General features: G+C 59.9%; 11 protein-coding genes. 9 read left to right on the top strand and 2 right to left on the bottom strand.

The window, feature by feature from the left end:
* The first annotated feature begins 6 nt into the window (after positions 1 to 6).
* The 8 genes from BI364_RS15205 to uvrD all read left to right on the top strand — a co-directional run bounded on the left by BI364_RS15205 (position 7) and on the right by uvrD (position 9,254).
* Positions 7 to 654 (top strand): cytochrome b, encoded by a 648-nt coding sequence (locus BI364_RS15205; RefSeq protein WP_070079460.1) that lies wholly within the window; start codon positions 7 to 9, stop codon positions 652 to 654.
* 58 nt (positions 655 to 712) lie between these two features.
* On the top strand, positions 713 to 2,692 hold the full coding sequence (locus BI364_RS15200) for an FAD-dependent oxidoreductase (RefSeq protein WP_070079459.1): 1,980 nt from the start codon (positions 713 to 715) through the stop codon (positions 2,690 to 2,692).
* 53 nt (positions 2,693 to 2,745) lie between these two features.
* Positions 2,746 to 3,432, top strand: coding sequence for a cytochrome c1 (locus BI364_RS15195; RefSeq protein WP_070079458.1), 687 nt, complete (start codon positions 2,746 to 2,748; stop codon positions 3,430 to 3,432).
* Between the two features lie 66 nt (positions 3,433 to 3,498).
* Positions 3,499 to 3,843: a hypothetical protein gene (locus BI364_RS15190; RefSeq protein ID WP_070079457.1), complete on the top strand. Its 345-nt coding sequence runs from the start codon at positions 3,499 to 3,501 to the stop codon at positions 3,841 to 3,843.
* A gap of 110 nt (positions 3,844 to 3,953) precedes the next feature.
* Positions 3,954 to 4,622 (top strand): c-type cytochrome, encoded by a 669-nt coding sequence (locus BI364_RS15185; protein WP_197495739.1) that lies wholly within the window; start codon positions 3,954 to 3,956, stop codon positions 4,620 to 4,622.
* Complete coding sequence (locus BI364_RS15180; protein WP_070079455.1) at positions 4,606 to 5,145, top strand: hypothetical protein; 540 nt, start codon at positions 4,606 to 4,608, stop codon at positions 5,143 to 5,145. The genes BI364_RS15185 and BI364_RS15180 overlap by 17 nt, the downstream gene beginning before the upstream one ends.
* A gap of 238 nt (positions 5,146 to 5,383) precedes the next feature.
* On the top strand, positions 5,384 to 7,015 hold the full coding sequence (locus tag BI364_RS15175) for a methyl-accepting chemotaxis protein (protein ID WP_083251450.1): 1,632 nt from the start codon (positions 5,384 to 5,386) through the stop codon (positions 7,013 to 7,015).
* A gap of 61 nt (positions 7,016 to 7,076) precedes the next feature.
* Positions 7,077 to 9,254 (top strand): DNA helicase II, encoded by a 2,178-nt coding sequence (gene uvrD, locus BI364_RS15170; RefSeq protein WP_070079454.1) that lies wholly within the window; start codon positions 7,077 to 7,079, stop codon positions 9,252 to 9,254.
* A gap of 42 nt (positions 9,255 to 9,296) precedes the next feature.
* Here the strand turns inward: uvrD and BI364_RS15165 are convergent, their stop codons facing one another.
* Together BI364_RS15165 and BI364_RS15160 are read right to left on the bottom strand one after the other, a co-directional pair.
* Positions 9,297 to 9,836 carry a Slp family lipoprotein gene (locus BI364_RS15165; protein WP_156782790.1) on the bottom strand — a complete coding sequence of 180 codons (540 nt, stop codon included), beginning with the start codon at positions 9,834 to 9,836 and terminating at the stop codon, positions 9,297 to 9,299.
* Positions 9,836 to 10,369 carry a Slp family lipoprotein gene (locus BI364_RS15160; RefSeq protein WP_070079453.1) on the bottom strand — a complete coding sequence of 178 codons (534 nt, stop codon included), beginning with the start codon at positions 10,367 to 10,369 and terminating at the stop codon, positions 9,836 to 9,838. Before BI364_RS15160 ends, BI364_RS15165 begins: the two co-directional genes overlap by 1 nt.
* Before the next feature lie 163 nt (positions 10,370 to 10,532).
* Here BI364_RS15160 and cls point away from each other — a divergent pair, with 163 nt between their 5' ends.
* A complete protein-coding gene (gene cls, locus BI364_RS15155) occupies positions 10,533 to 11,969 on the top strand; it encodes a cardiolipin synthase (protein ID WP_070079452.1) in 1,437 nt (478 codons plus the stop codon).
* Positions 11,970 to 12,474: the final 505 nt, after the last annotated feature.

Here is a 12,474-nt window from a genome sequence, read left to right as displayed (position 1 = left end):
GATGTGATGGCGAGTGTAAATGCGAGTGCGGCGCCCGACTTGGGCACCAAGGTCAAGGCGTTGAGATCGCGCTTCTGGCGCGTGCTGGGGGCAATGTCGATCGTATTGATCGGCATTCAGTTCATCACCGGTGTTTTTCTGTTGATGAGTTATCACCCGGGTGGTGCCGACGGCTCCGGTGCATACAACTCCGTGATGAGCATCATGTACGACGTGCGTTGGGGGTGGCTGGTGCGCTACATCCACACGACCGGCGCCTCTTTGCTGTTCATCATCGTCTACATCCACATGTTTCGTGCCCTCTGGGATCGCACGTACAAGAAACGCAACGGCAAGGTATGGCTGTGGGGCGTCAGCTTATTGGTGCTGCTCATGGGTGAGGAATTTTTCGGCTACATCTTGCCCTACGGCAATATGTCGCTATGGGGCGGCATGGTGATCACCAACCTGTTCGGTTCCATCCCGTTGATCGGACACGACCTGATCACCTGGATTCGCGGCGGTCCGCTGGTTAGCACGCCCACGATCAATCGTTTTATGGCGTTTCACGTTGCGGTCATCCCGATGGCGCTGGTCGCGTTGATCGTGATGCATCTGCAGAACCTTTATGCGCTCCGAATCGAGCAGGAAGCCAGCCGCTCCGCGCAACGTTGAGCGTCCGTCGGCACCTCGTTGGCTCACGGACGGAATCCCAATGATCGAGGTTTAAATCATGGTGTCAGAACAAAAACGTGTGGTGGTAATCGGCAACGGCATGGCCGGTAGCCGGTTCGTTAAGGAACTGCTCAAGCAGGCGCCGGGCGGCTATCAGGTGATCGTCTTCGGCGATGAGCCCTATTCGGCTTACGATCGCATCCAGCTCAGTCCGTTGCTGGCTAATGAGCGTTCGCTGCCGGATATCATGATCGACGACGAGGTTTGGGTCGGCGATGGCGGGAACCGGCTCTACAAGGGGCATCGCATCGTCAGCGTGGATCGCGAGCGCAAGATCGTGACCTCCGACCAGGGTGTGACCGAGGCCTACGACTATCTCGTCTTCGCGGTGGGCTCCAAGCCGATGGTGCCACCGATTCCAGGTCGCGAACTGCCGGAAGTGACGGTCTTCCGCACGATCGATGATGTGGACTACATGCTCGAACGCGCAGGGAAGCATACGCATGTCGTGGTGATCGGCGGCGGTTTGCTGGGTCTTGAGGCCGCCAACGCATTACGCGTTCAGGGTGCAGAAGTCGCCGTCGTACATCTCGCGGATTGGCTGATGGAGCGGCAACTCGACGCGGGTAGTTCGGCGCTGCTGCAGCGCCGCCTGGAAGACAAAGGTATCGTCTTCCACATCCCGCGGATGACGGAATCCATCGTTGGTGAGGAGCACGTCGAGGCCGTGCGCTTTCAGCGCGGCGAGGAGATACGCGCCGACATGGTGGTGGTTTGCGCAGGTATCGTACCTGACGTGGAACTCGCCAAATCGATCGGCCTTAAGGTCGATCGAGGCATCGTGATCAACGACCAGCTTGAAACCAGTGATCCATCGATCTTCGCGATCGGCGAGTGCGTCCAGCATAAAGGGCGGACCTACGGATTGGTCGACCCGTGTTACGAACAGGCACGAGTGCTCGCTCGCTACATGTCCGGTGAAGTCGAGGCGAGCTATAACGGTTCATTGCCATCCACGCAGCTCAAGATCACGGGTATAGATCTGTATTCGCAGGGGCAGATCATGGGCGGGGACGGCATCGACGAACTGGTGTACGTTGACGCGCGCAGCGGTATCTACAAAAAGGCCTGCATCAAGAACAACCGCGTGGCGGGCTGTATTTTGTACGGGGATGTCGCACTGTCCCAATGGTTCAAGGAATTAATACGTAACGGTGAGGATATTTCAGATCGCCGCGATGTGCTGCTGACCGGTGGTAGCGGAGGTGGTGAGGCCGTCGACGTAGTCAGTAATCTGCCCGACGATGCCGAGATTTGTACCTGCAATTCGGTCAGTAAGGGTGAAATTATCAGTGCGATCAAAATGCACAGTTTGTCTACTGTGGAAGATGTGCGTCTCACTACGCGCGCCGCATCATCATGCGGTACCTGCTCGCGTCAAGTCGAACAGATATTGTCGATGACATTGGGTTCTGAATATGCGGACTCAACGCCTAAGCCAGTGAACATCACGTTTGATTTGTTTTCATATTTTCGCGAAAAGGATCTTTTTTTCTACGCATTTTTGGGTACGATCTTCACAGCTATCGTGTTTTTCGAGCCGACATTTTTCAATATCTTCATCGATCAAGATAATTCAACACCGGCGAATACACTTCAATCGCCGGCCGATGTTCGCCCGTTGTTCTTCCTCGGGCCGTTTTACGCGATTCTGCGTTCGATATCCGATAAGCACCTCGGTGTTTTCATGATGACACTGGCCATTGTGGTCATGTTCCTGGTGCCCTTCCTGGACAACACGCCAGAGGCTCGCGTCAAGAAGCACCCGTTGTTTGATAACACATACAAAGTGCTGCTTATTTTCATGATCGTCTGCTACATCGTCCTCGGGTGGATCGGTTTCGAGCCGGCGACGCCCGTGCTAGCGATGTGGGGACGTTGGTTCACCATCGGTTACTTCGCGTTTTTTGTGGCAATGCCGCTGCTGAGCCTGGTGCGACGATGGACCACGCGGCGGTATGCGGGCGGCGAGACCTGATCGCATGAAGACGACGATGCACCAGGCATCCCATCCAATCGGAGTGAACTGAAATGGCAATACAAATCCGCATGGCAACGATCCTGATCCTGATGCTAGGGATGCTGTCGACGAGTGCGTGTGAAGCGGAAGCTGCTCCCGTACTGCGCATGCCGCACTACACCATGAACAAGGAGACCGTGATTCGCGGCGCCGAATATTTCGGTCAAAACTGCTTCTCCTGCCATAGCGTGGAACATCTGCGTTATATGAATCTGATGACTGGCTTGGGGATGACTCAAAAGGAACTGGATAAATTTGTGATGCGTCCTGATGGCGCGAACATTCATGGTGGCATGACCGTCACCATGACGGAGAAGGAAGCGCAAAAATTCTTCGGCAAGCCACCACCGGATTTGTCGCAGATCGAACGTTATCTGGGGCCTGATTTTATCTATACGTATCTAACCAGTTTTTACCTGGATAACAGTCGCCCGACAGGTTGGAACAACCATGTGTTTCCGAGCGTAGCCATGCCCAATGTTTTAGCTGCGTACGGCGGTCAGTATCTCAAGGATGGGCAGCTTTACCGCAAGGGTTCGATGACGCCGGCGCAATACAAAACCATGGTGGTCGATATCGTTGCTTTCCTACGCTATGCCAGCGACCCCTCAGTGCTCGAGCGCCACCGGATCGGCCCTTACGTGGTGGGTGGGTTCGGATTGGCGACCGTGGTGGGTTTCATTATCGCGATTCTCTAATCGCAGGATCGGGTAACTGCCAAGGGTTGACGTTACCTGCATGAACAGAACGGACGAGGAATGGACATGGAACCTAGTTTGACGAATGCCGCATCCGGAAATTCCTACAAGAGTGGCCTCTGGGCCATTGTCTTCGGTATGCCGCTGGTGCTCGACCTGGGAATTCCCGGCATCGTGAATTTGGTTTTATTCGCGTTGGTCATGCTGGCCTTGAGCATGACTTACCGCATAGCCGAGCGAGCGGAACGCAGGGCGTTACTGCTATCGGCGATGAGCGCTGGGTTTTTCGTGACAGCACCGAATTTCAAGGAAATGTATCCACTGACGGCGCCGCTCGTGGTGTTGCTGGTTTCGCTGACGTTCTATTACATTTTTCTTTTCATCCGTGAAATTCTCAGGAGCGACAAATGATGAATTGGGATGCGTTCAGGGCGTATGGACGATCGCCCGCCGTTTGTTCGCTTGCCGCTATCCTCATGTTGGCGTTATTGGGCCCAGCGCAGGCTGACCCGAAAAATGGCGTGATCGGCGTGATCAGTGGTGGTAATCCGGAATTGGGCAAGACAGATGCAAAAACCATGTGCATCGTTTGCCATGGCGCGGCGGGTATTTCGCCCGTGCAGGGATTTCCCGATCTGGCAGGTCAGTGGCCGCAATATCTACTTAAGCAGTTGCACGATTTCATGTCGAAAAAGCGAGACGATCCACTCGCCAAGGGCACGATGATCGATGCGGTCAAGACCATACATGGTCAACAGGAAATGAAGGATTTGGTTGCCTTTTTCGGTTCGCTACCGCCGCCGAAAGCGAAGCCGGTACCGACAGATACCCAGGCGAAGGCACTCTGGGCCGCTGGCAAGTCGATTTACTTCGGTGGTATCCGTTTAACCGATGTCCCGGCTTGCGAGGCTTGCCATAGCACTACCGGTGCAGGTACCCCACCCGAATTTCCGCGCTTGGCTGGGCAGGATAAAACTTATCTCGTCGAGCAACTGACCTATTTCCATGATGGTACGCGTGCGAACGACCCCAATGGGATCATGCGGGACATCGCAGGCCGTCTGGACAAGCAGGAAATTCTCGCCTTGGCTACGTTCATCCCCACGTTGTCGGGGGGAATCCGACGACACAGTTGCCACATCCCACTGACGATGACAGCGGAGATTGAAGCGTATGTCGCCTATCAATGATCAGGAAGGTGATTCTGGAGTCAAGGAATCGGAACAGGGAAGCCGACTCAAATTCGAGTGCCATGGCTTCGAGTGTGTCAGTAAAGGTTTACACGCCATGCTCGCGGTCGGTGTCTTGCTCGAATTGGTGAGTGGCAACAGCGTATTTCGCGCGGGTCCATTCGATCACATGTGGATGCACGATGCGCTGGCCGTGACCCTGGTGTTGGCGATCGCGTTCCAGTGGCGCTGGTGGTCTGGCGTGCGCGCTTCATCCATTGGCTGGGGAAGTAAGTTGAGCCAGGGCCTTGGCGTGATCGCAGTGAGCTTGTTATGCCTGACCGGATTTCTCGGTGTGCTGTTCGGTGTCTTCGATCAAGGTGGTGCGGTCCGGTTGTTCGCGGAGGATCTCACGGCGCACCATTATCTGGTTTACGGCGTGTGGCTGTATCTTGCGAGCCACCTGATTTTCACTATGGCGCAGCAGTTCAATGCCAACCCCGTATTCGCCGGTCAAAACGGACGACGTCGGGGCGGCCTGTAACGACCCGTAAGGTCAAACGAGCACCTCGGGATTCTGGGTGCGGGTCTTCCGCACCCTGCTTCTTGCCTCCTCCCCGGATCGCCACTCGGCGACGGTTGCGCTTTCTATGCGCACGTATTTTTCTCAAGTGTTCCTATGCTGTGCCGAAAACCTATATCGAGCCGACTACTCTAAATCGAGGCCTCGATAATCTCTGACAGCGACCATATGGGGCTTGGCGCACTTGCGAGGGGGAGACATGCTGCTGAATCGTCTGACCATTCAGTCCAAAATCATTTCCGCCACTGGACTTGCCATTGTCCTGATGTCGGTCGCATTGGCCGTCTCGTTATTGGGAATCCGCGACATACGCGACGCGTTCGTCAATTTCATCGAGCATGACCAGACGCGTTTGAATACGTTACAGGTGATGTACGGTGCAGGTCTGCTGTCGGGCATTTCGACGCGCAACAAGGTGTTCGAGCCGGATCTCAAGCCGGCGCGCAAGGTTACCGAGACGGCAATCGCACGTTTTAATGCCGCGCTTGCCCGCGCAGAGGGAGCTTATCGAGGCAATCCGAGGGCGCTCGCGGATTTACGAGAGGTGGCAAAGAGTTGGCAGGTCAATAGCGCGCTTAAGCTAAGGGTGATCGACTTGGTCGAGGCCGGCAAGACGAGCGAGGCGCGCGACCTCCTGGTCCAGCAGGAAACCAAGACCTGGCGACCCATCCGCATTGCCTTACAGAATCTTATGAAGCGCGAACAGGCCAGTTTTGGACAAACCCGCGACGGCGTGATTGCGCAGGTGGATGCCAGCTTTCGCCTGGGGGCCTTGATCGGTCTCGTGGCAGCGGTGGTCGGACTTCTGCTTTCGGTACTCCTGGGGCGATCGATCACGCGTGGCCTGCGTGCAGCCACCCGCGCGCTTTCGGACATCGCAGAGGGGGAGGGCGATCTTACTCGACGATTGCCAGAGGACATCGGCGGGCGTGACGAAGTGGCCCAGCTGGCGGCATCGTTCAACCGCTTCGTCGGTAAGGTGCAGGCATTGGTCGCCGAGGTGGCGACCTCAAGCCAACAGATTGCGGGCGCCTCCGAGCGCATGTCGGGGATCACTCGGATGACCTATGAAGGCGTGCAGCGTCAGCAGCGCGAGACCGAACAGGTGGCAACCGCCATGAATGAGATGACCACGACCGTACAGGTGGTGGCGCGTCACGCCAGTGAAGCGGCCGACGCGACTCATGAGGCAAGCCGGGAAGCCGGCGCGGGACAGGCTGAGGTCCAGCGTACGGTGGAGGTCATCAACACCCTGGCTAGCGAGGTGGAAAAGGCTGGTGGCGTGATCAAGAAGCTGGAGGCAGACAGCGTGCAGATCGGCACTGTTCTGGATGTGATCCGCGGGATTGCCGAGCAGACCAATTTACTGGCCCTCAATGCGGCCATCGAGGCGGCACGGGCAGGCGAGCAAGGGCGAGGCTTCGCCGTCGTGGCCGACGAGGTACGTACGTTGGCCAGCCGTACCCAGCAATCTACTGAGGAAATCCAGGGCATGATCGAGCGCTTGCAAGCTGGGGCTCGTGATGCGGTGACTGCGATGGAAGGTGGTCAGGCGCGTGCCGAATTGAGCGTCGATCAGGCTGCGCGCGCCGGCGCGTCGTTGGGCGCGATTACCGGCGCAGTTACCCGAATCAACGACATGAATCTACAGATCGCAAGTGCCGCGGAAGAGCAAAGTCACGTTGCAGAGGAGATCAACCGTAACGTGCTGACCATCAACGAAGTCGCCGAAATTAGTGCCGAGGGTGCTCAGCAGACGGCCAGTGCGGGGGAGGAACTCAAGGGGTTGGCGAGCCAGTTACAGCGGTTGGTCGGGCGATTCCGCATCTGAATCGCGCATTGCACGTGCCGGGCGCGACGGCGATGGACGGCCATCTGATAGACTCGCGCGGATGGATGTTACCGATTTACTTTCCGGACTTAACGATGCCCAGCGCGAGGCTGTCAGCGCGCCATCTGGGCCGGTGCTGGTGCTCGCCGGCGCTGGCAGCGGCAAGACCCGCGTATTGACCCACCGCATTGCCTGGCTGATCCGCGTTGAAAGCATTTCGCCCTATAGCCTGCTGGCGGTGACCTTTACCAACAAGGCGGCGCACGAGATGCGCGGGCGTATCGAGGCGCTGATGGGCGTGCCCGCGGGTGGCATGTGGATCGGCACCTTCCACGGTCTTGCCCACCGTCTGTTGCGAGCGCATTGGCGTGAAGCCGGTCTGCCGCAAGGCTTTCAGATTCTCGATAACGAAGACCAACTGCGTTTGGTCAAACGCGTCTTGCGTGGGCTGAATCTGGACGAGGCGCACTGGCCGCCCAAGCAGGTGCAGTGGTTCATCAATGGCCGTAAGGACGAGGGTTTGCGTCCGCAACATCTGGACGATACCGGAGACCCGACCCAGGCGCAGTTCGTGCGCTTGTACAGTGCCTACGAGGCGGCTTGCCGTCAGGCTGGCGTGGTGGATTTCGCCGAGTTGCTGCTGCGAGCCCTGGAGTTGATCCGCGATAACGAAGCCCTGCAGCGGCACTATCAGCAGCGCTTCCGCCATCTCCTGGTGGACGAGTTCCAGGACACCAACGCACTGCAGTATGCCTGGCTGCGAATACTGGCGGGCGCGCGCAATCCGGTGTTTGCGGTAGGCGATGACGACCAGTCGATCTACGGATGGCGTGGCGCCCGTATCGAGCACATTCAGCAGTTCGCGCGTGATTTTCCCGGCACCCAGACGGTGCGCCTGGAGCAGAACTACCGTTCCACCCAGACGATCCTCGATGCAGCCAACGCGGTCATTGCGAACAATACCGGGCGTTTGGGCAAGCAGCTCTGGGCGGATGGCGCCAAGGGCGATCCGGTGCAGCTGTACCTGGCCTATAACGACCTTGACGAAGCGCGCTACGTGGTCGATCAGGTCGCCGACTGGGCGGCGCAGGGACATCGTCGGGACGAAGTCGCCGTGCTCTACCGCTCGAATGCGCAGTCTCGCGTATTGGAAGAGGCGCTGATCGCCCGCGGGATGCCTTACCGCGTGTATGGCGGGCTGCGCTTCTTCGAGCGCGCCGAGATCAAGGACGCACTGGCTTATCTGCGCCTCCTGGCCAACCGTCATGACGATACCTCCTTCGAGCGCGTGGTCAATCAACCGACCCGCGGTATCGGTGAGCGCAGCCTGCAGGCAATCCGTGATCGAGCCCGGATGCAGGGTTGCGCACTCTGGGAGGCGGCCCGAGCGTTGGTGGCCGAATCAGGCATGGCCGCGCGAGCGGCGCGCGCGATCATCGGTTTTCTGGATATGGTCGATGGTATGGGTGAAGCCTGCGCCGATCTGGAACTCTACCAACAGGTCGAGCACGTTATTGGCGCCAGCGGGTTGCGCGCGCATTTTGCAGCCGACAAGAGCGAGCGCGCCGAGGCGCGCGTAGAAAACCTCGACGAATTGGTCAACGCGGCGCGTGGTTTCGCGCCGGACCCCGAGCAGCACGCCGACATGACGCCGTTGATTGCCTTTTTGTCGCACGCGGCGCTGGAGGCGGGTGAAGGGCAGGGGGACAGTTGGGAGGATTGCGTGCAACTGATGACCTTGCACAGCGCCAAGGGTCTGGAGTTTCCGCTGGTGTTCCTCGCCGGCATGGAGGAAGGGCTGTTCCCGCACCGCATGTCCATCGAGGAACCCGGCCGCCTGGAGGAGGAACGGCGCCTGTGCTACGTAGGTATCACCCGCGCACGCAGCCGCCTCGTACTGACCGCTGCAGAGACGCGTCGGCTTCACGGGCAGCAGACCTACAATCCACCCTCGCGTTTTATCGGCGAGATTCCCGTCGCGCTGATCGAGGAAGTGCGCCCTCGCGTGCGTGCGCACGCGCCGACTTTTACGCCGCGCCCGGTAGCGACTCCGGTGCGTGGGCGCGTCGGCGTGGGTGGTTTGAGCATTGGCCAGCGAGTCACACACGCCAAGTTCGGAGAGGGCGTGGTGCTCGACTGTGAGGGGCAGGGTCCGCAGGCGCGGGTCGAGGTCAATTTCAATGCGCACGGCAGCAAGTGGCTGGTGCTCAGTTATGCCAAGCTCGAACCCGTAGCCTGAGCGCGAAGTCCGGCGCGGACATTATGCCGCGCCGGGCAGGCGCTAGAAACGAGAACCGATTCCGATCCCGATGCCGAACTGGAACCGGGGGGCGGTTCGTATCGGTTCGATGGGCCACAGGTGCATCGCCTGCGCAGTCACGACCGGATAATTGTAGGGTTGCTGACCGATTTCCCCTGGCTTGAAGGCGCTGACATGACCGATGACGGTTAGCTCGCGCCCAGGGGCGTAGATCAGCGGTTCCAAAAAACCGGCCTCGCGGACGATGAAGCGCCCGAGGGTCGATTCGTGCAGTTTCGGACGCAGGGCGTCATTCAACGGATAGGCGAGCACCGTGATGAGGGTGGCATGCGCCTCGTTGTCGATCTTCACGATGGTCCCACCCCAGGCCACCGGCGTTGCGGGTGCGCGGGCGTTGCGGGAGACCGCCTGAGGTGCGGGTGCCGTTTGTGCTTGTTGCGTGAGGGTGGGCGCGAAAGGCGGCGTTGTCGCGCAGCCGCCGAGCACGAGCGCGAAGCCGACACCTGCGAGCGCTTGCAGGCCTACCCGGTAACGCATGGGTTTGGCGAAGACTGTGGGCATCAGCGCCGCCACCACGGTGAGTAATAGGGATAGGGCCCAGGCCAGCCCCAGGGGCTACAGAAAGGGTTGTTCCAGCAAGGCCCTCCAGGTACGTAACGCACGTTGCGGAATCTGGGCCATAGATGCGGGGCGCCCGCCTGCAACACCGGGAAACGGTAGTCGTAGCCACCGATGCGATGCGTCTCGACCTTGACGATGTCGCCCGCAACGGTAATCTCGCGCCCCTTGGCATACAGTGCGGGGTCATAGAAACCAGGGGAGCAGGCGATGAAGCGGCCCTCGCTAACGGTGCGTTCGCGCAACGGTTCGCCTTCGCTGTCCAGCGGCAGAGCCAGGACCTCGAAGCAGGTGCGCGCGGTTTCGGGGCGCGTATCCACGAGAATACCGCCCCAGCGCACGCGGCTGCCGGTAGCGGTGCCCGCCGCGGCCATCTCTGGCGATACGGCGGCATAGGGTCCGGCAGGGGCAACGGGGTTGACGGCGCAGCCGCCCAGGAGCAGTGCGGGTAGTGCCATCCAGAGACGTCTGATCATGCGATCCTCGCCGGCAACGGCCGGTCACGTCGGGTGACGCGCCCATCATCCCACAGCGTATCGTGTGTCGGGAAGTGGCCGCACACGGTTTTAGAGTGTTCCTGTCTCGGGTAGTTCTGTGCGCGGGCTATTGTGCCGGCGCTCGCTCTGGCACACTCCGGCCATGTTCGGAGAACCCATCACCTCATTGGCTGTTGCCGGGGAGCTGCTGATCCGGCTGATCGTCGTCATCCGGATTTTGGTGCGGCGCAACGGTCAGCCCAGCGCTCGACTGGCCTGGATCGTGGTCGTCATGCTGGTGCCGGTGGCCGGGCCGCTGCTTTACCTGATGGTGGGCGAGGTACGCCTTGGGCGGCGACGTCTGCGTCTGCACACCATGCTGCGCGAACACCAACGCGAGGTGTTGGGCGTGCCCCACGAAGACCATCCCGCTGCGTTGGCGCCGGATTACGCGCCGATTGCGGCACTGGCGCAATCGGTGGGGGGGACGCGTGCCCGCAGGGGCAATCAGATCCGCTTGATCAGCGATTCGGCTGCCCTGATTGATGCCTTGGTTGGCGATATCGACACGGCTCATCTGCACTGCCATTTGCTCTCGTACATCTATCTCCCGGATGCTTCCGGGCATGCCGTAGCCGAGGCACTGATCCGCGCGGCCCGTCGCGGAGTGCCCTGCCGTCTGCTGGTGGATGCCATCGGTTCCAAGGCGTTTCTGGCTTCGCCGCTCAGACGCCATCTGGACCAGGCGGGCGTCGAGGTGGTGGCCTCGTTGCCGGTCAGCCCGTTACGCGCGCTGCTGGCACGTATGGACATCCGCAATCATCGCAAGCTGGCGGTGATCGACGGTGTGATCGCTTATGCCGGCAGTCAGAACATCGCCGACGCGGCCTTTGCACCCAAGGCGCGCTACGCGCCTTGGGTGGATGCCTCGGTACGTATTCGAGGCCCGGTCGCCTGGGATCTGCAGCGCCTGTTCGTCGAGGACTGGTTCCTCGATAGCCGCGAGTGGCTGGGCGAGGTGCTGAGCATCCGCCCCGAGCCGGAGCTGGGTGGTATCGATGCCCAGATCATCGGCACCGGGCCGATGTCGTACAACTATGCCATGCGCCAAGTGCAGCAGGCCGCCTTGCATCTGGCGCGCGAAGAGGTCGTGATCACTTCGCCCTATCTCGTGCCCGATGAGGGGACCATCGCCTCGATTCACGCCACCGCCCGCTGCGGCACGCGCATGCGCTTGGTAGTGCCGGCCCGCAACGATTCGCGCATGGTGGCGGCGGCCAGCCGCAGTTTCTACGCCGATTTGCTCGAAAGCGGTGTGGAGATTCTCGAATACCGGCGCGGCCTGTTGCACGCCAAGACGCTGACGGTGGACGGCCGCCTGAGTATTCTGGGTTCGGCGAATCTCGATCGGCGCAGTTTTGAGATCAATTTCGAGGTGTCGGTGATTGTCTATAGCGAGCCCTTCACGCAGGAGCTGCGTGCGCTACAGGGACGTTACATGGTGGATGCAGGCGCCGTCGACCCCGCGCGTTGGTTGCGCCTGTCCTGGCCGCGCCGACTTTACTACAACACGGCTGGACTGCTCGGCGCGCTACTCTGAGCCCGATCAACGCGCTCCAACGTCGATGTTGGCGAACAGGGTTTTGATCGGGTATGGGTTGCGCCGGCCTGTTCCGCAAAATGGCCGTCGTGGGTCGTGAACAGGATCACGCGTCGTTCCCGCTCGGCGGCGAAGCGTGCATACAGATAGGTCCGCGCGGCGACATCCAGTCCATTGCTGGGTTCGTCGGATGAGCCGTGTCTGGCGACAAAGCGGCCACCCCGCGCTACAACCCCCTTCGAGTCGAGTCGTAGTGCTGCAAATCTATCCGCAGTGCGACCATGGTGGACCGCTCGCGCGCTGATGCCGTCGCGTTGAATTCAAGGCAAACCTATTTGGATCGCGCGGACGGGGCAAAAAAAAGGCCCCGGCTCGAAGGCTGGGGCCATGCAATTCGACTTGAAGGGGGAGACAAGTCGTCCCGCCTTGCGGCGGGTGAGCGCCGGGCTAAGCGCTCATAACCTCTGACCGGGCGTTAGTGGAAAAGTTTCATGCCGTTCGGTTC

Origin of the sequence: Acidihalobacter yilgarnensis (assembly GCF_001753245.1) — a bacterium.
Classification (GTDB): domain Bacteria; phylum Pseudomonadota; class Gammaproteobacteria; order DSM-5130; family Acidihalobacteraceae; genus Acidihalobacter; species Acidihalobacter yilgarnensis.
This window is presented reverse-complemented; position numbering and strand designations above follow the sequence as displayed.